Raw genomic sequence first — 25,950 nt, 5'->3', positions numbered from 1 at the left:
ACTATTACTTCACTCAAAATACAGTTACAAACAATTTTTATGCCTGTTTAACGGCTAGCATAGTTACTTTTTTGAGTATCTTATTTTTTACTGAATTTGTTCCTAAAGTGTTTTTTACTGCTGAAATTAAAGAAAGCTGGAACACTGTTAGAGAATTTCTCTTCACTCTTGGTATCCTTATTTCTATAACTCTTTTTCAAAACAGCTTTTTATACTCATTTAAAAATGGAGCTAACATCAACTTTTTTTTAAGTTTAATTAATACCTTCTTTTATGTTATTTTAATAGGCGCTACACCTATACTTATTATCATTTGGATAAATTATGTTATCATCTTAAAAGAGAACTTAAAAAGTATTAAAGCATACAATAAAGAGTTAGAAAAGGAATTAAAACAAAAGGATAAAGAAATTGTTTTATCTATAAAAACGAATAATGTAAACGAAACATTAATTCTTGACCTTGCTACTTTTTTATTTGCAAAATCTGAAGGAAATTATGTAGATATTTACACTAAAAACCTTAGCTCGGTAGATATTAAACCTTATAGAATATCAATTCAAAAACTACTTAATAATTTATCTGATTATTCCTTTATTTTAAGTACACATCGTTCTTACATAATCAACATTAAAAATATTAGAAGAACCTCCGGAAACGCAAGAAACTATAAAATTTCATTTCCTGATGTTTCACACGAGGTTCCTGTATCTAGAAATAAGTTCAAGTTATTTAAAGAGAAATTTGACAAGTATTATATAGAATAGACTTTTATAATGTGTATCCTACTCCTATTCCAAAAAACAACCTTGAATCAAAGTCTCCTGGCCTAAATCTACCGCTATCAGCAATTCCTTTTAACGAACTCCAAACATCGAAGGTTATAGTTACCCTATTAAAAGTATAGCCTAAAGAGTTTATCATTCCGTAATTAAAATAAGAATACGAGTTTTTATACTTTTCGTAAATATCTAAATGATCTATATATAAACTTCCTTTAGATTTTAAGTTAGTGTATCCAAAAAAGGGTTGAACCGACATATAAAATCTTCTTTTATTAAAAGGATAAAAACTAAAATCTACCAAACCAACAACGGACAAATCCCTTGTGTAACCATCAACATGATCTGTAAACATATTTTCGTCTTCATTTATAAAACTGTTTTGGTAGGCTGCTCCGGCCATTAAGGTAATTTTCTTACTTTCTAACAATTTTCTTTTCGCTTTAAAAACAAACCCATAATGCTTTCCGAAACTTGCATTAATTATATCAGTCGTATAGCCTAACTCTAATTTCCACTTTCTTGTAATATTTTGCTCTTGAGCATTCATTAAAAAGCTACTTAACAATGCTATAAATATAATTTTCTTCATTTTTTTCTTATTCAATAATTTGTAATCCTTTTTTAAATCCTTGTACTGGACTATTTCTATGCGAAGTATCATATAGCTTTTCATAGTTAAAATTAAAATCATTATGATTGCTTAATTTTAGCTGCTTAACCATTGCGTCAAATGACGCATTCATACCAACTCCTTCTAAGTCTCCCATAGCCATATAAAAGGCTTTGCCATCTAATAAATTTAACTCCTTAGCCTCTTCTTCTAAATCGAAAATAAATGAGTTATACCACATTAAATTAGGACTTACTATTATTGCTTTATCAAAAGTATTTTCTTGTTCTTCTTGCAGCATAACATATAAAGCAAAATATCCTCCTAAAGAGTGACCATAAATAGTTTTTGTTAGACTACTTATTTGGTAATTTTCCTCTATTTTAGGTAGTAACTCTAAATTTAAAAAATCAATAAATTTTTTGGCACCTCCCGAGTCACCATCAAAATCTCTATCGTATGGATAAGAATAGTCTGTTCCTCTTTCATTACTTCCATCATAACCAATACTTACTATAATAATATCCTCTCTATTTTCTGAACTTAGCACTTGCATACATTCATTGTAATAATCGTCTCCATCTAGTAAGTAAATAACATGATAATTTTTAGTGAGCTCAACTTCCTTTAGGCTGCCTATATTAACAACATACTTAAAACCTGTTGAGTCTGATTTTAGAGTAAAGCTTTCTTGTTTTATGTTTGAAGGTAAATCTTCATCTGTACAACTTATAAAGAAGAAAATTAAGCTTAAAAACAAGAGTGATCTTTTAGTGTAAGAATACATAATCATTTTTGATATTTTTTTATTAATCCAAATCAAAAATATCTCTCTTACCTACGCTCACCCATTTAAAAGACTTATATGGTATGAAGTGCTCTTGATTTGTGATAAAAAGACTCTTTATTATGAATAATAACTATTAAATCGGTATTACTAATCGCTGGTATTGTAATTCTTGTATATGGAATTTATACACTTACTCAACCAGAGACACAAATTTCTATTGGTGATGTAGACTTGGTCAAAGCACAAAACAACACTAATTCTTACATTACCATTGGTATTGTTACTATTGCTATAAGCTCATTTCCTAGCAAGAAATAAAAACTGCTATTTTTCACAGTTTGAAAACCATCTCTTAGGATGGTTTTTTACTTCTATAAAATTTTATGTAATGAATTAAATATATCTACGTCAAAAGTATCGTAGACTAATTTATTTACTTAAAATTTAAAAAATGCGAAAAACAATTACCCTCACTTTTACCTATTTACTAATTTTTATGAGTATTCAAACACAGGCACAAACTGATGTATATAATGCTTTATTAAAAACCTATGTTGATTCTCAAGGTAATGTAGATTATAAAGGACTAAGAAAAAACCGTGCGGTTTTAGATATTTATATAAAGCATTTAGATAACACTATACCTAATAATAAATGGTCACAAAATCAAGCTAAGGCTTTTTGGATTAATGCTTACAATGCTTACACCATTAAATTAATTTTAGACAGTTATCCTTTAAAAAAAATTACCGATATTAAACGTAAAGGAAGGAATGCTTGGAAAATTCCTTTTGCTTCTGTTGGCAAAAAACTATACTCACTAGACTATATTGAACATAAAATACTTCGCCGATGGCACGATGATTCAAGAATTCATGTTGCCTTAAATGCAGCATCTAAATCTGGGCCTCGGTTTGTAAACTTTGCTTTTACAAAAGAGAATATAGAAGATAAATTAGAAAACTTAATGAAAGCTTTTATAAACGACTCCACAAAAAATAAGATTACATTAACTAAAGTTGAAGTTTCGAAAATATTTCAATGGTACCAAGAAGACTTTACTTCTCGTAATACCTTGGTAGACTATATAAATAAATACTCTAACGTTAAAGCGAATGACAATGCCGAAGTCGTATACTTAGATTACGATTGGAATTTAAATAATAAATAGGTTATGCTAAAAGATGAAAAACATTTGCTATTTTTTCGTCTTTTTATACATGCTGATCTATTAAAATTGTATTCCCATCAGGATCAAAAAAAACGATACTGGCAGGGCCTGAAGTATCTTTGCCTGCCTCTCTTTTCAACTTAATGTAATTTTCTTTTAAATGTTTTTGAATGGTTCTTACATCGTCAAAATCATCCAATACATTGGCACTTTCATCCCAACCTGGGTTAAACGTAAGAATATTATTTTCAAACATTCCTTGAAACAAGCCAATTAATGAGTTTCCGTTTTTCATAATCAAATAATTCTTTTCTATTTGACCAGCAAACACAGTAAAGCCCAACATTTCATAAAAATCTTTTGATTTATCAATATCCTTTACAGCTAAACTGATTGAAAAAGCCCCTAGTTTCATAATCTTATATTTTTAATTTCTATTTTCAAAAGGTATAATAATCCCTTTTTCTACATAATTTTTAAGCCCTTTTAACAACAATGCCCAACAATAAGAAGAATGTTTAAAGTGATCGTTTTGTTCAGCCCATCCTTTATGAAAAAAATGTATCCATGTAAACCCGTCGTCTTTTTCAAACAAGTCAAAACCGAAAGTAGTAGGATTCCAATCTTCATCCGACTTTGTCATTTTTATGTAAAAAGAAGTATTCTCTTTACATTCAACTACTTCACCATACCAATCGTAAGTTCCTCCAAAAAAGAAATTGTATTCTGACCCTATTTTAAGAGTTCCTGTGCATTTAAGTGGCCACCAATGTATCAAATCGTCTGGATTTGTAATGGCTTTAAAAACTTTATTAGATAACTCTTTTATAGGAAAGTTATGGTAAACGGTAAATCCTTCCTCAGTAACTTTCATAATCAGTTGATTTTATAGCTATTAAAGTTACTAAAATTTAAACAAAAGCCCTATACAAATTGTATAAGGCTTAACTTTCATAGTAAATTCAACACACTAAAACTTTCCATTTGTATGAGCCATTTCTTCTGGAATTTCCTGTATAACGTCCCAATGTTCAACAATTTTATCATTCTTTAATCTAAATAGATCATAAAAAGCTTGAGGTTTTCCATACCACTCTCCCTCACTCATTGTAAGAACAAAATTACCTTCTCCTAACACCTTATGTAGTTTTTGATATTTGAAGATATTGTTTTGAGAAACTAAATAATTAATTGCCTCGTTTAAACCACCTAAACCATCTTTTATCATCGGGTTATGCTGAAGATATTCTTCTGTACTAACATAGTTAGTAATCTTTTCTGATGCTTTTCCAAATAAAACATCATTAACAAAATTAGTTACAATCTCTTTATTTGAATTTGTTTTATCCAAATCAGTAATCTCAGTAGCACCATCAACTTGTGAACGTCCACTAGCTGTTTTATCAACTTTTTGAGTAAGATTATCCCAATGTTCTGCAACTTTGCCATCTTCCATTCTCCAGACATCAAAAGCAACAACTTCTTTTGCTCCAAATGCCTCTGCATTATGATAAGAATTGTGAAAAACAATAAATTCTCCGTCTTGTAATAACCTATGATTGGTATATGTTGTTTTTGCTTCTTTTAAAACAGGAAGAAACCCCAAGACTGGTTCAATACCTGTAGGCACTTGTGGGTTGTGCTGAATATAATTAGTTGCGAAATATTTTTTTACTCCTTCTTCATCGTAATCTGTAAAAAAAGCATCCTGAGCTTTTTGTGCTATAATTTTTAAATCTTCCATTTTTGTATCCGTTTTAATTTGATCTTGTAGGTTTGAATTTGTTTGAACTGAATTACAACTTAATAACGTCATAAAACCAACTGCTGTAACTATCGTATTTTTCATTCTGTTTATCTTTTAAATTGATAGGACAAAATTACAACGGGAAGAAAGTAGAAAATAGGTCAATAAAAAGAATAAAATGGTAAATATCGAACCTTTTAAGTTCTAATATAACTTTTTTTAAATTCATTAGGGGTTAATCCTGTACGCTTTTTAAAATACTTTACAAAATTCGTAGACTCTTCAAACCCCATTAAATAGGATAACTCTGTACTTTTAATTGTAGAGTTAACAAGATTCCTCTTAGCTTCTAAAATTACAAACTCATCAATATATTGTTTAGCTGTTTTATTAATCACCTCTTTAACAACAACATTCAAATGTTTATAAGTTACTCCTAATTCATTTGCATAAAAAACAGCATTTTTATTAGTTACAAATGTCTTTTTTAACTTTGCTTGAAACTTTAAAAAAAGCGTTAGTTTTTCAGAATCTTTAATATAATCTGTTTCGTTTTTCTTAATTTCTTCAACTTTAGAAAAAATGATACTAAATAAAGAGTCAATAATATACTTTTTATTAAAGCTTTCAGTTGTTTTATAAAACTCCCTAAAAATTAATTGTACATACTCTGGTAAATTAGATGTTTGAGTTACTTGAACCATTGGAGAAAAAAGTTGCGGAGTTAATAAACGAATAGCTGTATTTTTTGGAATTTTTGCTAATTGCCTTTTTAAATAATCCTCAGTAAAAAGTATTAAATAACCTTTTAAATCCTTATTAAACTTGAATGCATTTACCTGACCTTTTGATACATAAATTACTGTATTCTTTTGCACTTTGTACCAAACAAAATCTACCAATTGCTCTGATACTCCCTCTGTATAAAAAGCTAATTGATAAAATTCTAATTGATGTGCTTTTTCTGGAGAATGAGTAAAACTATCTTTTCCTTCTTTAATTTTTTCTAAGGCAATTATTTCTATGTCTGATATTTCAGATGATTCAGATTTAAATAGTAAGTTAGGAATTTCTTTCTCCATAAGTAAAACACATAAGCTGTATATTTCATAAAAATAACAATTCTTAAACAAAAAATCCCGCACTTTTGTGCGGGATTAATATACTTTATAAGTCGAAATTTCCGACTACATTTCTAACGCTTTGGTAGGATTGTTATCCATTAATAATTCAACTGGGTTTTCTAACGCTTCTTTTACAGCCACTAAGAACCCTACTGACTCTTTTCCATCAATAATTCTATGGTCATAAGATAATGCTACATACATAATTGGCTGAATAACTACCTCTCCATTTACCGCCATTGGACGGTTAACAATGTTATGCATTCCTAAAATTGCACTTTGTGGAGGGTTGATAATCGGTGTAGACAACATAGAACCAAATACTCCACCGTTTGTAATTGTAAACGTACCTCCTGTCATTTCATCAACAGTAATCTGTCCATCACGAGCACGAATTGCTAAGCGTTTTACTTCGCTTTCAACACCTCTAAATGTTAAGTTTTCAGCATTTCTAATTACAGGAACCATTAATCCTTTAGGACCTGATACTGCAATTGAAATATCTTGAAAATCGAATGACACCATTTCTTTACCATCAATCATTGAGTTTACAGCTGGATACATTTGTAATGCACGTACTACTGCTTTTGTAAAGAAAGACATAAACCCTAAACCAACTCCGTGTTTCGCTTTAAAATCTTCTTTATACTCATTACGTAAATCGAAAATTGGTTGCATGTTTACTTCGTTAAACGTAGTTAACATAGCTGTTTCATTCTTTACAGATACTAAACGCTCTGCAACCTTACGACGTAACATTGATAATTTTTTACGCTCTGTACCACGAGAACCCATTCCTGGAGTTCCCATTGAAGGCACTGCCTTTACAGCGTCCTCTTTTGTTACACGACCGTCTTTACCAGTTCCTTTAACGTCAGATTCACTCATTCCTTTTTCAGCTAATACTTTCTTAGCTGCTGGAGATGCAGTACCTGTAGCATATGTTTCTTTTGCTGATTCAGCTTTAGGCGCTTCTTTTTTCTCTTCAGTTTTTGGTGCTGCTGCTTTAGCCGTTCCAGCTCCTTCTGGTTTTGCAGCATCCATATCAATATGACAAACTACTGCACCTACTGCTACTGCATCACCCTCTTCAGCTTTTAAAGTGATTATTCCACTTTCTTCCGCAGGCAATTCTAACGTTGCTTTGTCAGAATCTACTTCGGCAATTGGTTGATCTTTCTCAACGTAATCACCATCTTCAACTAACCAAGTTGCAATTTCTACTTCTGTAATTGATTCCCCCGGAGAAGGAACTTTCATTTCTAAAACCATCAGTTCTAAATTTTATATATCTGAATTATTTTATTTCTTTTATTTGGACGTTCCCTATCGGGTCGGGCTTTTCGAGCTACATGGTAGCTTACTACAATCCCTAACGCATTATTTTTTTTAATCAAAAACCTTATCCATAATAGCTTGATGACGTCTTTTAAAACGTGCACTTGAACCTGCTGCTGGTGCAGAACGATACTCTTCCGAAGCACATTCTAATCTAGCCAATTCAAAACGCTCTAACATATAACTCCAAGCTCCCATATTTTTAGGTTCTTCTTGAGCCCAAACATAACGTTCTACATTTGGATACTTATCCATTACTGCTTTAATGTTATCATTATGTAATGGAAATAACTGCTCAATACGGATTAACGCTACATCTTCTCTTGCTAACTTTTCACGCTCTGCTAATAAGTCATAATAGAACTTACCTGTACAGAATATCATTTTTTTAGCTTTTGAAGTATCAATAGTATCATCAATTACCTCTTGGAACGTTCCATTTGCTAAATCTTCAATAGTATTTACTGCTTTTGGTAAACGTAACAAACTTTTTGGTGTAAAAACAATTAACGGTTTTCTAAAATCACGCTTCATCTGACGACGCAATATGTGATACATATTTGCTGGGGTTGAACAATTTGCTATTGTCCAGTTATCAGTTGATGATGATTGTAAAAATCGTTCAATTCTTCCTGATGAATGTTCCGGCCCTTGTCCTTCATACCCATGAGGTAGTAACATTACCAATCCGTTTTGTAACTTCCATTTAGCTTCTGCTGAAGAAATATATTGGTCGAACATAATTTGTGCGCCGTTGGCAAAATCACCAAACTGAGCTTCCCAAATTGTTAATGTATTTGGAGCTGCCATTGCATATCCGTAATCAAACCCTAACACCCCATATTCTGATAAGTGAGAGTTGTAAATAGTCATCTCTCCTTTACTCTTAGGGTTTGTGTTTAGTAAGTTTACACGTTCTAAAGTTTCTTCATCACGCATAATTGCATGACGGTGAGAGAATGTTCCTCTTTCTACATCTTCTCCAGAAATACGTACATCATAACCTTCTTCTAATAAAGTACCATACGCTAGGTTCTCAGCAGTACCCCAATCTAGCAAGTTATCTTCAAACACCATTTTTTCACGACCTTTTAAGATACGTTCAGCTTTACGTACAAATTTGTGTCCCTCTGGCGTTTTTGAAATTACCCTTGCAATACCTTTTAAATCTTCTACGGAATAAGTTGTATCAACAGGCTGTAACATTTCTTGTAATTGCTTGCGTACAAACCCATCCCATACATCTGGCATGAACTCCTGAATTTTAGATGTTTCTTTCTTTTTAGACTCTGTGAATTCAGCTTCTAAATGTGTCTTAAATTCATCTGTAATTTTCTGTAAATAGTCCGCTGTTATGCTTCCCTCTTCAATTAATTTATTTGCATAAATTTCTCTTGCATTTTTATGCTTAGAAATTGCTTTGTATAATTTTGGTTGTGTAAATCGTGGCTCGTCTCCTTCATTATGCCCGTACTTACGGTATCCTAACAAATCAATAAAAATATCTTTGTTGAATTTCATACGATATTCAACCGCCATTTCCATTGCATGACATACCGCTTCTGCATCATCCGCATTTACGTGTAGTACTGGAGACAAGGTTACCTTAGCTACATCAGTACAATACGTACTTGAACGGGCATCTAAATAATTGGTTGTAAAACCTACTTGGTTATTTACTACAATGTGGATAGTACCTCCTGTTTTGTATCCGTTTAATTGTGCCATTTGCACAACTTCGTACACAATTCCTTGAGCTGCTACAGCTGCATCACCATGTACTAAGATTGGAAGTATTTTATTTTCGTTTCCTTCATAGTCTTTCTCTATCTTAGCTCTAACAATTCCTTCCGCTACTGCATCAACGGTTTCTAAGTGAGATGGATTTGGAACTAAGTTCATCTTCATCTTTTGTCCACCTTGATACGCTTTGCTTAAGGTTAAACCTAAATGGTACTTAACATCTCCATCTATGTCTTGATCTTCGAAATCTTTTCCTTCAAATTCGCTAAATAGATCGCGAATTGGTTTTTTGAAAATATTTACTAAAGTATTTAAACGTCCACGGTGTGCCATTCCTAACACACACTCTTCTACTCCATATTCTTCAGCTGCGTCTCGTAACGCCACACTAACTCCCGGGATCAAAGTTTCTCCTCCTTCAACAGAGAATCTTTTTTGACCTACGTACTTCGTTTGTAAAAAGCTTTCGAAAGTTGAAGCTTGATTTAGCTTTGTAAGAATATACTTTTTAGATTCTACATCGTAACTAGGATGGTTTGCGTTTTTATTCAAACGATCGTTCCACCATTTTAACTCTTCAGGATTTCGTACATACATATACTCAACTCCGATGCTTTCGCAGAAAACAGACTTTAAGTAGTTTATGATTTCTGTTAAACTTTTAGGTCCTATACCTAAAATTTCTCCTGCACTGAAAACCTTAGATAAATCTGTTTGATTTAACCCAAAGTTCTCTATATCTAATGTTGGAGTGTAGGTTCTTCTGTTTCGTACTGGGTTTGTTTTGGTAAACAAATGACCGCGGGTACGGTAACCGTTGATTAAATCGATTACTAAAAATTCTTTACGTACTTCTTCAGGGACTTCTACCGAAACTTCTTCATCTGTTAATGAGTAATTCTCGTTAGCTAAATCATATCCTTGAAAGAAACTTCTCCAACTTGGTTCTACCGCATCAGGATTTTTTTGATATTGTTCATACAAATCACCTATAAAACCTGCATGTGTTGCGTTTAAGAACGAAAACTTGTCCATATATTTTGTTATACTTTTCTATCTATAAGAATAATGGTGACAAAAGTACAACTTTTACGAAAAATACCATTCCTTTTTAGTCTAATTTTAAACTCTTTAACGAGTATTGACTTTTTGTTAAATTTCAGTTAAAGACATCCTTTTTTTTAAAAAAATTACTAAAATTCAGAAATAAAAAAAATCACATGCACTTTTTATTAAAAAAAATTTGCAGATATAAAAAAACCCCTTAAATTTGCACTCGCATTTTAAGACACATGTGTTTTAAATTCCTCCTTAGCTCAGTTGGTTAGAGCATCTGACTGTTAATCAGAGGGTCCTTGGTTCGAGTCCAAGAGGGGGAGCAAAGGCAACGTAGAAGCCGATAATTTCTACAACATACATATATTGTTCTAAAAGAACATTCCTCCTTAGCTCAGTTGGTTAGAGCATCTGACTGTTAATCAGAGGGTCCTTGGTTCGAGTCCAAGAGGGGGAGCAAAAAAAGACTTACACCACGTAAGTCTTTTTTTTATTTTTACATCATGCAATTTCCTAAAAAACTACAACAAAAAATTACGCAAAGAGTAACCCAAAACTCTTTGAGAAGACTCGGCAAAGAAAATTTACTTATTGATTTTTCTTCTAACGATTATTTAGGTTTTGCTAAATCTGAAATTATTTTTAATAAAACACATCAATACTTAATTAATAATAACTTCAAAATTAATGGAGCAACAGGTTCTCGATTGCTTTCTGGAAACCATAAACTATACACAACAGCTGAAAAGCAGCTAGCTAAACTCCATAATACAGAAGCTGCTCTTATTTTTAATTCAGGCTATGATGCCAATGTTGGATTTTTTTCTTCTGTACCTCAACGTGGTGATATTATTTTATACGATGAACTTATTCACGCTTCTATAAGAGATGGTATACAACTATCGAATACAAAATCTTTTAAGTTTAAACATAACGACATAAAAGATTTAGAAGAAAAAATTATTCGTTTTGCCCAAGACAATAATTCAGAAGTTTACATAGTTACAGAATCTGTTTTTTCTATGGATGGAGATTCTCCTGACTTAACAGCAATGTCACAAATAATCCAAAAACATACGAATGTACATTTTGTTATAGATGAAGCACATGCTTTGGGGGTATTTGATTTTGGATTAGTTCAAAAATTACATTTAGAAGATGTAGTTTTTGCCCGAATTATCACTTTTGGAAAAGGTTTAGGCTGTCATGGAGCAGCCATTTTGGGAAGCAAACAACTACAACAATATCTTATTAATTTTTCACGCAGTTTTATTTACACTACTGGTTTATCTCCTCATGCTTTAGCTACTATAAAGATTGCTCACGACGAATTAGTTATTAGCAACTCTAAAGAGCAACTTCAACATAACATTCAACACTTTATTTCAGAATCCAATAGGTTACGATTAAACTTTATTAAGAGTAATTCTGCTATTCATTGCTGTATTATCTCAGGCAATGAACATGTAAAAAGTATTGCCTTGCAGTTACAGCAACATGGTTTTGAAGTGAAGCCTATTTTATCACCTACCGTCCCTACAAACCAAGAACGTTTACGCTTTTGTTTACACGCATACAATTCTAAAGAAGAAATCACCAATGTTTTAGAGAACCTTGCTACTTTTGTTTAAAAAATATAATGCAAGATAATTACACCATTTTAGCTGTGTTTGAATACTCTACTGAAGCACAAGTTGTAAAGGCTAAGTTAGATTCAGAAAATATCAAGACCATGTTAATGGATGAAAAAACAATTGATTCTGACCCGTTGATTAGTCAAGCTATTGGTGGAGTAAAGTTACTGGTACACAATAATGATTTAGAAAAAGCTGCTACTATTTATAATGAAATAAGAGAGTACACAAAAGATGAAAACGGAAATAACACTCATTGTCCTAAATGTAATTCAACAAAAATATTAGTTGCCGATTTACAACGTAAAAATATCTTTTTTATGCTCTTTCCTTTTTTTGAAAGCAAAAAATTAATCTGCAACGATTGTAAAACAATTTTCAAATGAAAAAAAAATATTTTATCACCGGAATCTCAACAGAAGTAGGTAAAACTGTTGCTTCTGCCATTATTACCGAAGCTTTGGAAGCTGATTATTGGAAACCTATTCAGTCGGGAGATTTAGAATATTCTGACACTCATAAAGTTGAAAAACTAATTTCTAACTCAACAACTGTTTTTCATCCAAACTCGTATGCACTACAAACACCAATGAGTCCGCATGCATCCGCAGAAATTGATGGAATTACCATTAAGATTGACAACATAAAAGAGCCTATTACTAAAAACCATTTAGTTATCGAAGGAGCTGGCGGATTACTCGTTCCTTTAAATGATAAAAACACCTTGTTAGATGTTATAAAACCAGACTATAAAGTCATTGTTGTTTCTCGTCATTATTTAGGAAGTATTAATCACACCCTATTAACAGTTAACTTACTAAAAGAAAAAGGGTTTGAAGTTTCCTTAATTTTTTCAGGAAACGAACATAAAACAACGGAAGACATTATTAAAAAAATGACTGGAGCACCTGTAATTGGTCGTATTGAAGAAGAACCTTATTTTGATAAAAATGTGATTAAAGAATACGCTGAATTATTTAAAAGCATTTTATAAATGAAAGCTATTACCGCAAAACATCTTTGGTCTTTTCCTTTAATTTTTGGTTTCTTAGGGGCCATCATAGGATTAGTCTTGCGGTATGCTTTTACAGGTAGTATTTCTGGATTTCCTTTTAAGTTTGTATTACATTCCCATTCTCACATTATGTTATTAGGGTTTGTTTTCAACGCTTTAATCGTATTGCTTTTCACCCGATTTACTAGCGAAATCGACAAAACATCCTACTACCTTTATCTTGCATTACAAGTTTGTGTCGCTGTTTTATTAGTCGGGTTTATTATTCAAGGATACGCTCTAATCACCATTATATTTTCGACTTTACACTTATGGATTAGCTACTGGCTTGTTATTAGATTATGGAAGCGACTGGTAGGTGAAAAATCAGATTTATTATTAATTAAAACAGGAATTATTCTTCATTTTGTTTCTTCAATTGGCCCGTATGCTTTAGGTCCGTTAATGGCACTAAAAATGCAAGCTTCACCATGGTATCAACAAGCTATTTTTTTCTATTTGCATTTTCAATATTTCGGTTCCTTTTTTCTTTGGATGCTTGCCGTACTCTTTCAAAAAACAGCAATTAAACTATCAAAAAATCAAATTCTACTTATAGTTTTTTCTTTGATATTGCTATATGCGCACTCATTGAAATACAGCTTCAGTTATCTGGCTATTCAAATTGCAGGAGGTATTGGTGCAGGAATATTAATCATAATACTTTTCAGACTTAAAAACTTATTCTTACGTCAAAAATTACAATACCAATTATTTTTTGGAATTCTACTATTAATTGGGGTTTTGAACTGTTTTGGTAGCATCCCTTACTTTTCAAACTTAGTTGTAACCAATAGGTTTATGCTAATTGCTTGGTTACATCTACTCTTTTTAGGAATGTATCTCCCTTTTATTTGGATAGAATTAAATAAAAGCATTCATAAAAGCATCTGGATTTCTTACACTTTTTTCTTACTCATATCTGAACTGTTTTTAGTATCTCCCGCTTTTTTTTCTGAATTGTTTTTAACCCCTATTATGTGGTTATTGTTTATTGCCTATTTTGGAGTAGTTTTATGTATTTCTATTGTACATTTGACAGCTCTTTTTCAAAAGAACAAAACATATGAACTTACAAGAACGCGATAAAAAACATTTGTGGCATCCACTAAAACAACACCAAACGCACCCTAATAGTTTAGGTATTGTAAAAGCAAAAGGGTGTATACTAACCGATGAGCACGGAAATGAATATATTGATGCTATTTCGTCTTGGTATACCTGTATGTTTGGACATTGCAATGATTTTATTACAAGTCGAGTTTACCAACAAATGCAAACATTAGATCAAATAATGTTTAGCGATTTTACGCATGAGCCTGCGGTAAAATTATCAGAAGAATTGATTAAAATTCTTCCTGAAAATCAAAACAGAATCTTTTTTAATGATAACGGATCTACTGCTGTAGAAGCGGGAATTAAAATGGCATTGCAATACTATTTTAATAAAGGGGAAAAACGCAATACTTTTATTGCTTTTGAAGATGGATTTCATGGTGATACATTTGGGGCCATGTCTGTTTCTAGTTTATCGGTATATAATGGACCTTTTGAAGATTTTTTAATGGATATTCAACGTATTCCTGTCCCAAATGGAAAGAATAATGAAGAAATCGCACAAAAATTACAACAGATAGTTTCAGAACATAATGTTGCCGGATTCATTTACGAACCATTAGTGCAAGGTGCTGCTGGAATGAAAATTCATAACGCTGAAGATTTGAATAGCATCTTAACAATTTGCAAAAACAACGACATTTTAACCATTGCTGATGAAGTAATGACTGGTTTTGGAAAAACAGGCAATAATTTTGCTTCTGATGAAGTAGGTACAAAACCAGATATTATATGCTTAAGTAAAGCTTTAACAGCTGGCTTAGTTCCAATGTCAATTACTTCGTGTACCGAAGATATTTACACTGCTTTTTTAGCCAACGACATTGCTAAAGGTTTCTTTCATTGTCATACCTATTCTGCAAATCCAATTGCGTGTAGTGCAGCACTAGCAAGTATTGAGTTATTGCAAACCGAAGAAATTAAAGATAATATTGAGTACATTTCAAATACTCATAAAATTTTTGCTACGAAAATTGAAAACCATCCAAAAGTTACCTCAACAAGACACAAAGGTGTAATTTTAGCAATCGATTTAAACACCAACGCTGGTCGTTACGGAACGTTACGTGACCAGCTTTTGACATCTTTTATGGATGAAGGCGTTTTTTTACGTCCGTTAGGAAACACCGTTTACATTCAACCTCCCTATATTATCACAAAGGAACAACTTAACAAAATATATACAACTATAGAAAAGGTTCTAGATACTCTCTAGAATCTTTTCTTTCTCTAGTAAATTAATTTCTTCTTGGGTTTCTTTTATTATCACATATAAATCTTCATAAATCCACTCTCCACTTACCTTAATTCCTCTAACTACCAAAGTTCCTTCTCCTTTATCTCCTCTTATGGGAATAGAAAAATCAACATTACCATCATTATTGGTAAGAGAAATATTTCCTGAGGGAATTCCATATTTTTCAATCGGCTCACCTAAATTTTCAACAACCAGCTCGTTTTTAGATGCCTGCTCAACAGCATATTCAACGGGAGTGGAACTTGTCATTATCTTCGACACTCCAAAAAATGCTGCTCCCACACCTAAAACAAGTAGTAAAATAAATCCTAAACAACCTGTTAATGGTATAAACCATAACCAATTTCTTCCAAACCAACTTTTTTGATGTTGCTCACTCATAACTTCAATAATTTTATCACAAGATAAATATTTTTATTTTCTTCTGAATCTCTTTAGAAGCCTTATTTTTGCTGAAATTTTATCGTGTTGAAAAAACTCATCTCAATAACATCTTTTGCTTCTGTTTCAGCCTTGGGAAGTACTCCTGAGAAAATTTGGGAGCACTATCTAAATAATCAACATTTTTTAAGTTTTAAAGACTTTGAAGATTCCAAAGCATGGGTAGCACAATTAACTGATGAAGATAAACGTACTATTCAAAATGTTAAAAACTCTGACAATAAGTATAAGAATTTAGATCCTTCCGTTTTGTATACACTTTTTGTTGCCAGAAAAGCAATGGAAAAAACAGACTGGAAAGCTTCTGATAACTTCGGAATTAACATTGGTTCTTCTCGCGGAGCAACTTCTCTATTTGAAAAATACCATAAGGAGTTTTTAGCAACAGGTAAATCATCTACCTTAAGCTCTCCAACAACTACTTTAGGAAATATTTCTTCATGGATAGCACATGACTTACAGAGTAACGGACCTGAAATTTCACATTCTATAACTTGTTCAACCGGATTACATTCTTTATTGAATGGAGTTGCTTGGTTACAATCGGGAATGTCAGAAAAATTTATGATTGGTGCTAGTGAAGCTTCACTAACCGATTTTACTGTTGCACAAATGCAAGCATTAAAAGTATACTCTAAAGAAAATGATGAATACCCTTGTAAAGCTTTCAACCTTAACAAAACTAAAAACACTATGGTGTTGGGAGAAGGTGCTTCGGTATTTTGTTTAGAGAAAGGAACTAAAAAAAATGCGTTGGCTTTAATTGAAGGAGTAGGATATGCTACAGAAGTATTAAAACACAACACTTCTGTAACAACGGATGCAGAATGTTTTCAAAAGTCAATGAAAATGGCTTTAGGAACAATTTCTCCTGATGAAGTAGATGCTATCGTAATGCATGCCCCAGGAACCATTAAAGGAGACCAGTCAGAAATTAATGCGATTCAAAAAGTATTTTGTAACAAAACTCCGTTTTTAACTACTAATAAATGGAAACTCGGTCATACTTTTGGTGCTTCTGGTTTGTTAAGTTTAGAGTTAGCTGTGTTAATGTTGCAACACCAACAAGTAATTGAAGTTCCTTTTGCAGAGCCTCAACAAACTCTAAAAAAACTAAATAAAGTACTAGTAAATGCTGTTGGTTTTGGTGGAAATGCAGTTTCTGTTTTAATAACATCAAAAAACACATAAAACTAATTGAAGAAGACAATTCTTCTTACAAAGAAAAATAAGACTCATAAAATTCCGCTTTCGAAGCGGAATTTTTTATTTTTACCACCACAAACAACTCGAATTTATGACTGAAATTAGACACGATTGGACGAAAGAGGAAATTCTAGAGGTATACAATAAGCCTTTAATGGAGCTTTTATATGAAGCTTCAACTATACATAGAAAATATCACGACCCAAATACTGTACAGGTAAGTACGTTAATCTCTATCAAAACTGGTGGATGTTCTGAAGATTGTGGTTACTGTCCGCAAGCTGCACGTTACCACACCAATGTTGAAGGAAATGATTTGATGACTGTAAACCAAGTTAAGGCACAAGCTTTACGTGCCAAAGAAGGTGGTTCATCAAGAGTTTGTATGGGAGCAGCTTGGAGAAATGTAAAAGACGGCCCAGAATTTGACCAAGTATTAGAAATGGTACGTAATATTAACAAATTAGATATGGAAGTTTGCTGTACCTTAGGTATGGTTACTGAAAACCAAGCAAAGCGTTTAGCTGAAGCCGGTTTGTATGCTTACAACCATAATATTGATACTTCGGAAGATTATTATGACGATGTAATTTCTACTCGTGCCTTTAAAGATAGAGTAGATACGATTGAAAATGTACGTAAAACAAATGTAACTGTTTGTTCTGGGGGAATTATTGGTATGGGAGAATCGTTAGAAGATAGAGCGGGAATGCTTGAAACCTTAACTCGTTTTTCTCCACATCCTGAATCTGTACCTATTAATGCTTTAGTAGCCGTAGAAGGTACTCCATTAGAGGAGCAACCTCCAGTAAATATTTTTGAAATGGTTCGCATGGTAGCTACAGCTCGTATTGTATTACCAGACTCACAAGTGCGTTTATCTGCAGGAAGAACGCAAATGAGTAGAGAAGGTCAAGCAATGTGTTTTTTTGCTGGAGCTAATTCAATTTTTGCTGGAGATAAATTATTAACTACTCCAAACCCTGACATTAACGAGGATATGAAAATGTTTGAAGATTTAGGGTTAAACACCCAAAAACCTTTCTTTAAACATGAGCAAAGAGAATCTGTAGATGCAGAAAATTCTCAATACCAACCATTAGATGAAAAACCAAAATGGACGAGACCCGGTCATAAAATTGAACGTAACGAACAGAAAAAGCAAGAAGCTTTGGCCCTAAAAAAGCAATAAAGGAAAAAAGCGATGTTTAAACATCGCTTTTTTTATTAGAAGTCAAACCCTATATAAAACTGCCAGACTCTATTCTTGGGTTTATCTTCATCATAAATATCGTTTAATCCTAAGTGGTACCTCACACCTAAACTTACTCCGCTATTGGTTTTAAAACCACCACCAAAATTCAAACCCCAATCAAAGTTTTTAGGTTCAAATTCTTTTGAGGTGTCATACAGTATAAAACCACTATCAAAAGTTTCTTTATGCGCTATTGAAAGCCCTATTTGAGGCCCTGTCTCTAAAAAGAAGTTTTTTGAAGGGTACAACTTTAACATTAAAGGGAGGTTAATATAATCTAACTCTTGTTTATAAGTACCTCCACCATCTATAACTTTATATCCCTGTTGCGAATACAACAATTCTAATTGAAGCGAAACATTACTACCTATAAACGATTCTCCATAAAAACCTATGTGAAATCCGTGTAATTGCTCTGTTTCAGAATTTCCATCAAAGCTCACTGCTGATAAATTATACCCTCCTTTAATACCTGCTTTGGACTTTTTACTACTATCTTGTGCAACTATAGATGCACTAATCATTGTTACAAATAATATTACTAATTGATTTTTTCTCATTTTTATCGATTCAATTTTATTACTCTACCTTCCTCCATTAGCTTGTAAATCTGATATACATTGGCTATCTAGTTTCGGAATTTGATTTGTTGAAAATAAATTTCCAATACCTTGGCTAGTTTCTGCTGCCCAATACATTAAACAATTTTCTTCATTACAATGTTTTGGATGATCTGCATCTTCATGATTCGACTGTAAAGGTGTTCCTAAATTTGTAAGCCCTAAAATATGTCCGAATTCGTGATGAATTACACTAGATTCTAACAAACTTCTTTCTGGTTCAAATGTACCGTTACTTAGTTCTCTAATAGTTTCTTCAAAAATCACAAATGACGTATTATAATATGCAGTACCTAAAACAAAAGAAGAGTCGGAATCTTTTGAAGATTTACCATTTACAAACAATGCCCAAACAGCTATAGTATTTGATGTATTGTAATAAGTCCTATACTGGTTCTCAATCGCTACAACATCGTTGATTGTATATACTTCTCTTCCTGTAGCAGGTATTGATTTCGTATATAATTCTACTCCGTTTGATTTAAAAGTTCTTTCTTCAATAAAGCTTTTAAAATTATTCTTTGCTTCTTCTGTAGGCTCAAAACCTTCAACATAAACTAGCTCTACAATCATTTTTTTATAAATATTGTCTGATAACAAATCATTTGCTGATGCTCCTGTAGGTTTTCTATTCTCTTTTACAACCTCAACATCATCATTAATTATTGATTCATTTTCTGCAGAACACGCCCAAAGCAAAACACTAAATAGTAAAACTGTAAAAAACTCTTTTCTCATTATTATTCCTTTATCTTACTTACGTAATTTTAATATCGTTGGTTTTTAAAACCTTAGGCTACTACTAGAGTAGCCATAAAGTTTCAAAATCAATGAATTTAAGAAATCTTTATATCTTTTTAAATGTTAACGTTAAAGAAGTATCTGTTTTACTTTGTAATGTTAACAAAGTACTTGTATAAGTAGTTACAACCCATTCATTATTTAAAGCACTTACAACTGTTCCGTTTTCAAACTCTACTTCTAACAACACTCTTGTATCCGACTCCACATCATATTCACCTTCAATGTTTTCTAAACTTGTGTTTACAATATTTCTCGCTATTAATTTCCCTTCATTTGTAAACTCTATAGTATATGCAGCGTATTCTTCTGCCTTTTCTACTCCAGCTTCAATAAAGCTTTCTATCTTAAATTTAGCTTTACTTATAAGGGTTTCTAATTCGTCAGCTGCTTCTTCAGCTGCTTCCTCTTCTTCTTCATAAGAAGCACACTCTTCAACAGCATCTTCAAATTCAGAATCACTATTAATTTCCACAGAACTACCATTACTTAAAGTTATAGTTATTGGATACTTCACAGAGAACAACTCGTTTGAATCTAAGCTATCTACAAAGTTGTACAATTGTTTTTCCGATTCGATTACAACAGCACCTGTTTGTTCTAAGTTAACATCATAAGTTAGCATTGATATTGGGAATTCTATTTTTGCACAAGAGATAGCATCTTCCATTTCATCTGATGCTTCATCACATTTTCTGTTTAATTCTTCCAATTCTGTTTGTGAAGTAATAGTTACTTCTGTATAGTTATTTAACTTTACTGTTATTGGAAAATTAAAAACTACGGTATCATCATCATCATTAAACTCGTCCATTATTTCAAGAACTAAACTATAGTCTAGTTCATTTATAATTGTTATTTCTTTACCATTTACAGTTGCTGTCACTGGAAACAATAACTCAGCACATGAATTTCCATCTAAAAAATCATCTTCCGATCCATCGTTCATACCTGTTCTTTTATACTTCTTTGCCGTTTCAGAAGTTGGGGTATTTGCATTTGGATTTGTACCTACTTGTTCATTTTCTTCCGATTGACATGAAGTAAAAATTGTTAAAGTAGTTAATGCAATTATGGTTAATATTTTTATCGTTTTCATCTTAATAAATTTTAATTTTTTAAACATTTGTTTTTTGAGCTCTTTCTGTCCTTTAGAAAACTATAAATCGTTTTACCCTACCTTTGTTTTCGATTTTTTTTCTATTTTAACTCTATAAAAGCATTCATATGACTAAAAAATCACTGTGTAATGAGGAAGACTTTAATGAATTTTATAAATCTAATATTCAATTCGTTACCAACTTCTCATCTTATAAATCTAATGATAAAGATACTGCCCTAGATTTAATACAAGAAGCTTTTTTAAAAATGTGGGAAAAATGTGCTGAAATATCATATGAAAAAGCAAAATCGTACTTATTTACCAGTGTAAACAACCTTTTTTTAAATAAATTAAAGCATGAAAAAGTTGTTTTAAACTATGCTAAAAACACTCCTTATTTAGACATAAATAATCAGAGTCCGGAGTATTTATTAGAGGAAGAAGAATTTAAAAACAAACTAAAAAATGCTATTGAAAACTTAACAGAAGCTGAGCGAGAAGTTTTTTTAATGAATAGAATAGATGGTAAAAAATATCGAGAAATTGCTGAGTTACTAAATATCTCGCAAAAAGCCGTTGAAAAAAGGATGTCTTCAGCATTAAAAAAATTGAGATCAAAAATAGAATTATTGTAAAGGTAGGGAAATTTACTTCTTTATTGTCTAAAAGTTAGTTAAGCACAAAATGAAAGATGAACAATACATATTAAAATGGTTAAACGGAGAAATCTCTGATGAAGAACTGTCTCTATTAAAACAAGATAAAAACTTTAAAAATCTTGAAAAAATAGCGCATTACTCTTCTCACATAGAAACTCCTAAAGTGGATATTGAAAAGGCTTTTAAAGAGTTTGAATTGAAAAAAAATACTACTAAAAAAAGCAAGGTTGTTCCATTAAACTACAAGAACTTTTATAAATATGCTGCCGCAGTTATTGTTTTACTAGTTTCTTCTTATTTCTTACTTTTCAATAATTCAGTAAACTTTAGTACGCAATATGCAGAAACAAAAACCTTTAACTTACCAGACGAATCTGAAGTGATTTTAAATGCAAATTCTACTGTATCTTTCAACAAAAAGGATTGGAAAAACAGTAGAGACATACAACTTAAAGGAGAAGCCTTTTTTAAAGTCAAAAAAGGAAAATCTTTTACCGTAAATACTTCTGTTGGAAAAATTACTGTTTTAGGAACCCAATTTAATGTTAAAGAAAGAAATAATTATTTTGAAGTAAAAACCTACGAAGGTTTAGTTAGTGTAAACTATAACAACTCACTAATTAAATTAGCTAAGAGGAAAATATTTAAAGTTATAAATGGTAAAATTGACACTTTAAATACTTTTAATATTAATAATAAATCTTGGTTACAAGATGAGTCTAATTTTAAAAGTACTCCTTTACAATTTGTGCTAGACGATTTACAAAACCAATATGGTTATGTTATAAAAACTAAGGGTGTTAATTTAGAACAACTTTATACAGGTGGTTTTACCCATAAAGACATAAATGTAGCTTTGCAAGCAGTTACAATTCCTTTACAATTATCATATAAAATAGAAGAAAAAAGAATTACTATTTACAAGAATGGTCAATAAAAAAACTACTTTTTTATTTCTCTTCCTATTTCCCTTTGCTATCAAGGCACAGGACATTATTACCAAAATTTTACTGAAAGATGTCTTAGTTGAAATTGAAAAAAAACATGAGGTAACCTTTACTTATTCTGATAGGGATTTAGAAAATGTATACATTACAAAACCTGATAATACTTTATCTTTATCTGAAACTATAAGTTACTTAGAGTCTGTTACCATTTTTAATTTTAAACTTTTAGATAATCGGTTTATTACTATATCATACTTGGAAAAGAAAATTCCTATTTGTGGAACAATAGTAGACAGTAACACACTTGAACCATTGGTTTTAGCAACTATTTTAGTTAATAACACTAATAGTGGGACTACATCTGATAATAATGGTGAATTCAATATTAACTCAGTCCCTGTGAATGTAAACATTACTATTTCTTATATCGGATACAAACCTGTTACACTAACAGCCAAAAATTTATTCTCTCAAAACTTGTGTAAAGAAATTTATCTAGAAAGTTTATCAGAGCAATTATCAGAAGTAATTATTCCTAATTTTTTAACTTCTGGTCTTCAAAAAAACATTGATGGAAGTACTGTTTTAAAAACTAAAAAATTTGGGATTCTTCCAGGTTTAATAGAACCCGATATTTTAAAAACTATCAAAGTACTTCCTGGTGTAGAAAGTGTGAATGAAAGTGTATCGAACATCAATGTTCGAGGAGGAACAAATGATCAAAACTTAATGCTTTGGGATGGAATTAAAATGTATCACACAAGTCATTTTTTTGGTCTAATCTCTGCGTATAATCCGTATTTAACTGAAAAAGCTACAGTGACCAAAAATGGTACAAGTACAAAATTTAGCGATGGTGTTTCAAGTACTGTAAACATGCAAACAAACAACAAAATTACGGATACATTTTCTGGTGGTGCTGGTTTTAATTTACTAAGTGCAGATGCTTTTGTACAAGTTCCCATAACTAAAAAACTGGAAGTTCATACTTCAGCAAGAAGATCTTATACCGATTTTTTTGATACTCCTACTTATGACAAATATTTTAGTAGAAGTTTTCAAGAAAACTCTATAGCTTCTAACAAAGAAAATAAAGCTTCAACCGATTTCTATTTTTATGATTATTCTTTTAAAATATTGTATGATATAAATCAAAATCATGTATTGAGAGCGAACTTAATAAACATCAAAAATAACTTAGAGTATACAGAAGAGTATACAAACAATGAGGCAACTATAGAAGAAAATAGCAATTTAAAACAGGAAAATATTGGAGCAAATATTAGCTGGAGTGCTAATTGGTCATCCAAATTTTCTACAGAATTCTCTACTTTTATTTCAGATTACAAAATAAATTCATCAGACTTTAATAGAGAAACTGATCAATTTCAAACTCAGTTTAATAATGTTTTAGAATCTGAAATTAGATTTATTACTAATCATTATTTTTCAGATGTTTTTCAACTTACTAATGGTGCTATTTTTAATGAAATAGGTATTGCTAATAAGACAACTGTTAATGCTCCTGACTTTTCTAAATCTGTAAAAGAAGTTTTACTTAAAACTGCTCTTTTTTCTGAGGTAGTTTATCATAAAAATAACACTTATGCTAGAGTAGGGTTTCGTGCTAATTATTTTCACGATTTTAATAAACTCATCATAGAACCAAGGATTAACTTAAGACAACAACTTTATAATAGTCTATTTTTAAAATTAGAAGGAGAATTTAAAAATCAAACAACTGCACAGAAGATAGATTTTCAAGACAACTTTTTAGGCATAGAAAAAAGAAGATGGGTTTTGGCTGACAACAATAAAACTCCAATTATTAAAAGTAAGCAATTGTCTTTTGGAGCAGAATACTCTAAAAATAACTTACAAATAGACATTACAGGGTTTTATAAGTTTGTTAATGGAATAACTGTTGCTAATCAAGGTTTTTATAACAATATACAAACTTTAAATTCTATAGGAAATTATAAAGTAAAAGGCATTGAATTTTTAATTAATAAAAAAACTAAAAAATTTAGTAGTTGGTTGAGTTACACTTTTGCTGAGAACAACTATACTTTTAAAACCTTTACACCTAACACCTTTCCTAGTAGTTTAGATATTACACATTCTTTTAGTAGTGCTATAAACTATGATATTACCAACAACATCAAATTCTCTCTTGGAGCTATTTTACGATCAGGTACGCCGCATACTAAACCCATAAAAGATAATGAAACAATACAAGACGGTAACAAAACTATAGTAAATTATGACACTCCTAACAAAGAAAGGCATCCAAATTTCTTCAGAATCAATGCTTCTGGGAGCTATAACTTTAATCTTTCAGAAGATCTAAAATCTACTATAAGAATTGGCTTTACCAATGTTACCAATAGAAAAAACACAATAAACACGTACTATGTTCTTGATGAAAGCAACAGTAACAAAGCAAAGGAAATAAATACGTACTCACTCCCCTTTACTCCAAACCTTAGCTTTAGAATTAGTTTTTAAACTCTATTATTTTTTAACATTGTTAACTCAAAAAAACGTCGTAACAATTTATTAACTTTGCTTCTCGAAAAAATTGAATGTATGGGATTACAGTTGCAACAAATAGACAGAGTAGAAACCATTACTAAAGAAGACTTCATAAAAAAATACTTCAAACCTCAAAAACCTGTGGTTATTGAACGTTTTATTGAAGATTGGCCAGCATACTCTAAATGGTCTTTAGATTATATGAAAGAAGTAGCAGGTGATAAAACTGTACCTTTATACGATAATAGACCTGTAGATTATAAAGATGGTTTTAATGAACCTCATGCAACCATGAAAATGAGTGAGTATGTAGATTTACTAAAGCGTGAGCCTACTAAATTTAGAATTTTCTTATGGAATGTTTTAAAAGAGGTTCCACAACTACAAAAAGATTTCACTTTTCCAGATTTTGGTTTACGTTTAATGAAAGGGTTACCAATGCTATTTTTTGGAGGACGTGATTCGTATACATTTATGCATTACGATATTGATTTAGCAAATATTTTTCATTTTCACTTTGAAGGAAAGAAGAGATGCATTTTGTTTGACCAAAAACAAAATAAGTTCTTGTATAAAATTCCTCATTCGTTAATTACTCGTGAAGATATTGATTTTAACGATCCTGATTTTGAAAAATGGCCTGCACTTAAAAACGCTGAAGGTCATGTTGCTGAACTTGAGCATGGTAATGTTTTGTACATGCCTGAAGGATATTGGCACTATATGCGTTATTTAACTCCTGGTTTTTCAATGAGTTTACGTGCTATTGCTCGTAACCCTAAAAACTTAGGAAAAGCCGTTTACAACCTTTTTGTTATGCGTACGATAGATAATGTTATGCGCCGTATTAAAGGGCAAAAGTGGATTGACTGGAAAAACAAACAAGCTATTATTAAAACAAATAAAGCTAATAACGTTGCATCATAAAAAAAGCGCCAATCGGCGCTTTTCTTTTATC

Annotated in this window: 25 protein-coding genes and 2 tRNA genes; 15 read left to right on the top strand and 12 right to left on the bottom strand. The window is 31.4% G+C overall.

Translation table 11 applies throughout. The annotated features are described in order from the left end of the window. Positions 1 to 71 precede the first annotated feature (71 nt). Complete coding sequence (locus C7448_RS03150; RefSeq protein ID WP_170136995.1) at positions 72 to 767, top strand: LytR/AlgR family response regulator transcription factor; 696 nt, start codon at positions 72 to 74, stop codon at positions 765 to 767. A gap of 4 nt (positions 768 to 771) precedes the next feature. On the opposite strand, the gene C7448_RS03145 is transcribed toward C7448_RS03150, so the two are convergent. Together C7448_RS03145 and C7448_RS03140 are read right to left on the bottom strand one after the other, a co-directional pair. Further along, positions 772 to 1,374, bottom strand: coding sequence for a hypothetical protein (locus C7448_RS03145; RefSeq protein ID WP_147300489.1), 603 nt, complete (start codon positions 1,372 to 1,374; stop codon positions 772 to 774). 7 nt (positions 1,375 to 1,381) lie between these two features. Beyond that, positions 1,382 to 2,188, bottom strand: a complete 807-nt coding sequence (locus tag C7448_RS03140; RefSeq protein WP_115899891.1) for an alpha/beta hydrolase — start codon at positions 2,186 to 2,188, stop codon at positions 1,382 to 1,384. Between the two features lie 448 nt (positions 2,189 to 2,636). On the opposite strand from C7448_RS03140, the gene C7448_RS03130 reads away from it, so the two are divergent. After that, entirely contained in the window at positions 2,637 to 3,356 is a 720-nt protein-coding gene (locus C7448_RS03130; RefSeq protein WP_115899889.1) for a DUF547 domain-containing protein, read from the top strand. Between the two features lie 43 nt (positions 3,357 to 3,399). Here C7448_RS03130 and C7448_RS03125 read toward each other — a convergent pair whose 3' ends face one another. The 6 genes from C7448_RS03125 to C7448_RS03100 form a co-directional block, all read right to left on the bottom strand. Then, on the bottom strand, positions 3,400 to 3,771 hold the full coding sequence (locus tag C7448_RS03125) for a VOC family protein (protein WP_115899888.1): 372 nt from the start codon (positions 3,769 to 3,771) through the stop codon (positions 3,400 to 3,402). Positions 3,772 to 3,783: 12 nt separating this feature from the next. After that, a complete protein-coding gene (locus tag C7448_RS03120; RefSeq protein WP_115899887.1) occupies positions 3,784 to 4,230 on the bottom strand; it encodes an SRPBCC family protein in 447 nt (148 codons plus the stop codon). Positions 4,231 to 4,326: 96 nt separating this feature from the next. After that, positions 4,327 to 5,205: a nuclear transport factor 2 family protein gene (locus tag C7448_RS03115; protein WP_115899886.1), complete on the bottom strand. Its 879-nt coding sequence runs from the start codon at positions 5,203 to 5,205 to the stop codon at positions 4,327 to 4,329. 95 nt (positions 5,206 to 5,300) lie between these two features. Continuing rightward, the gene (locus C7448_RS03110) at positions 5,301 to 6,185 is read right to left on the bottom strand and encodes a helix-turn-helix domain-containing protein (RefSeq protein WP_115899885.1); all 885 of its coding nucleotides are present in this window, start codon (positions 6,183 to 6,185) and stop codon (positions 5,301 to 5,303) included. A gap of 105 nt (positions 6,186 to 6,290) precedes the next feature. Next, entirely contained in the window at positions 6,291 to 7,499 is a 1,209-nt protein-coding gene (gene odhB / locus C7448_RS03105) for a 2-oxoglutarate dehydrogenase complex dihydrolipoyllysine-residue succinyltransferase (RefSeq protein ID WP_115899884.1), read from the bottom strand. A 117-nt stretch (positions 7,500 to 7,616) separates the two neighbouring features. Next, positions 7,617 to 10,343 (bottom strand): 2-oxoglutarate dehydrogenase E1 component, encoded by a 2,727-nt coding sequence (locus tag C7448_RS03100; RefSeq protein ID WP_115899883.1) that lies wholly within the window; start codon positions 10,341 to 10,343, stop codon positions 7,617 to 7,619. Between the two features lie 270 nt (positions 10,344 to 10,613). Between C7448_RS03100 and C7448_RS03095 the strand changes: the two genes are divergently transcribed. The 7 genes from C7448_RS03095 to bioA all read left to right on the top strand — a co-directional run bounded on the left by C7448_RS03095 (position 10,614) and on the right by bioA (position 15,384). Continuing rightward, positions 10,614 to 10,687: transfer RNA gene (locus C7448_RS03095), tRNA-Asn, on the top strand. Positions 10,688 to 10,747: 60 nt separating this feature from the next. Beyond that, positions 10,748 to 10,821, top strand: a tRNA-Asn gene (locus tag C7448_RS03090). Positions 10,822 to 10,867: 46 nt separating this feature from the next. After that, positions 10,868 to 11,995, top strand: a complete 1,128-nt coding sequence (locus C7448_RS03085) for an aminotransferase class I/II-fold pyridoxal phosphate-dependent enzyme (protein ID WP_115899882.1) — start codon at positions 10,868 to 10,870, stop codon at positions 11,993 to 11,995. 8 nt (positions 11,996 to 12,003) lie between these two features. Next, positions 12,004 to 12,384, top strand: a complete 381-nt coding sequence (locus C7448_RS03080; RefSeq protein ID WP_115899881.1) for a putative signal transducing protein — start codon at positions 12,004 to 12,006, stop codon at positions 12,382 to 12,384. Continuing rightward, on the top strand, positions 12,381 to 12,992 hold the full coding sequence (gene bioD / locus C7448_RS03075; protein WP_115899880.1) for a dethiobiotin synthase: 612 nt from the start codon (positions 12,381 to 12,383) through the stop codon (positions 12,990 to 12,992). Before C7448_RS03080 ends, bioD begins: the two co-directional genes overlap by 4 nt. Beyond that, positions 12,993 to 14,141, top strand: coding sequence for a hypothetical protein (locus tag C7448_RS03070; protein WP_115899879.1), 1,149 nt, complete (start codon positions 12,993 to 12,995; stop codon positions 14,139 to 14,141). Further along, positions 14,119 to 15,384, top strand: coding sequence for an adenosylmethionine--8-amino-7-oxononanoate transaminase (gene bioA / locus C7448_RS03065; protein WP_115899878.1), 1,266 nt, complete (start codon positions 14,119 to 14,121; stop codon positions 15,382 to 15,384). The genes C7448_RS03070 and bioA overlap by 23 nt, the downstream gene beginning before the upstream one ends. Here the strand turns inward: bioA and C7448_RS03060 are convergent. Continuing rightward, positions 15,370 to 15,807 (bottom strand): cytochrome c oxidase assembly factor Coa1 family protein, encoded by a 438-nt coding sequence (locus C7448_RS03060; protein ID WP_115899877.1) that lies wholly within the window; start codon positions 15,805 to 15,807, stop codon positions 15,370 to 15,372. The genes bioA and C7448_RS03060 overlap by 15 nt on opposite strands. Before the next feature lie 87 nt (positions 15,808 to 15,894). Between C7448_RS03060 and C7448_RS03055 the strand changes: the two genes are divergently transcribed. Further along, positions 15,895 to 17,058 carry a beta-ketoacyl synthase N-terminal-like domain-containing protein gene (locus C7448_RS03055; protein WP_115899876.1) on the top strand — a complete coding sequence of 388 codons (1,164 nt, stop codon included), beginning with the start codon at positions 15,895 to 15,897 and terminating at the stop codon, positions 17,056 to 17,058. Between the two features lie 106 nt (positions 17,059 to 17,164). Beyond that, entirely contained in the window at positions 17,165 to 18,265 is a 1,101-nt protein-coding gene (gene bioB, locus C7448_RS03050) for a biotin synthase BioB (protein WP_115899875.1), read from the top strand. A 35-nt stretch (positions 18,266 to 18,300) separates the two neighbouring features. On the opposite strand, the gene C7448_RS03045 is transcribed toward bioB, so the two are convergent. The 3 genes from C7448_RS03045 to C7448_RS03035 form a co-directional block, all read right to left on the bottom strand. Further along, entirely contained in the window at positions 18,301 to 18,888 is a 588-nt protein-coding gene (locus C7448_RS03045; protein WP_115899874.1) for a porin family protein, read from the bottom strand. Positions 18,889 to 18,912: 24 nt separating this feature from the next. Further along, positions 18,913 to 19,686, bottom strand: a complete 774-nt coding sequence (locus tag C7448_RS03040; protein WP_115899873.1) for a membrane metalloprotease — start codon at positions 19,684 to 19,686, stop codon at positions 18,913 to 18,915. 109 nt (positions 19,687 to 19,795) lie between these two features. After that, entirely contained in the window at positions 19,796 to 20,848 is a 1,053-nt protein-coding gene (locus C7448_RS03035) for a hypothetical protein (protein WP_115900126.1), read from the bottom strand. A 128-nt stretch (positions 20,849 to 20,976) separates the two neighbouring features. Here C7448_RS03035 and C7448_RS03030 point away from each other — a divergent pair, with 128 nt between their 5' ends. The 4 genes from C7448_RS03030 to C7448_RS03015 all read left to right on the top strand — a co-directional run bounded on the left by C7448_RS03030 (position 20,977) and on the right by C7448_RS03015 (position 25,919). Continuing rightward, positions 20,977 to 21,486, top strand: a complete 510-nt coding sequence (locus C7448_RS03030; RefSeq protein ID WP_115899872.1) for an RNA polymerase sigma factor — start codon at positions 20,977 to 20,979, stop codon at positions 21,484 to 21,486. Positions 21,487 to 21,535: 49 nt separating this feature from the next. Continuing rightward, positions 21,536 to 22,447 carry a FecR family protein gene (locus C7448_RS03025; protein ID WP_115899871.1) on the top strand — a complete coding sequence of 304 codons (912 nt, stop codon included), beginning with the start codon at positions 21,536 to 21,538 and terminating at the stop codon, positions 22,445 to 22,447. After that, positions 22,437 to 24,965 carry a TonB-dependent receptor gene (locus C7448_RS03020; protein ID WP_115899870.1) on the top strand — a complete coding sequence of 843 codons (2,529 nt, stop codon included), beginning with the start codon at positions 22,437 to 22,439 and terminating at the stop codon, positions 24,963 to 24,965. The genes C7448_RS03025 and C7448_RS03020 overlap by 11 nt, the downstream gene beginning before the upstream one ends. An 81-nt stretch (positions 24,966 to 25,046) precedes the next feature. Beyond that, positions 25,047 to 25,919: a cupin-like domain-containing protein gene (locus tag C7448_RS03015; protein ID WP_115899869.1), complete on the top strand. Its 873-nt coding sequence runs from the start codon at positions 25,047 to 25,049 to the stop codon at positions 25,917 to 25,919. The last annotated feature ends 31 nt before the right edge of the window (positions 25,920 to 25,950 follow it).

It is taken from the genome of Tenacibaculum gallaicum, assembly GCF_003387615.1.
In the GTDB taxonomy this organism is placed as follows: domain Bacteria; phylum Bacteroidota; class Bacteroidia; order Flavobacteriales; family Flavobacteriaceae; genus Polaribacter; species Polaribacter gallaicus.
This window is presented reverse-complemented; position numbering and strand designations above follow the sequence as displayed.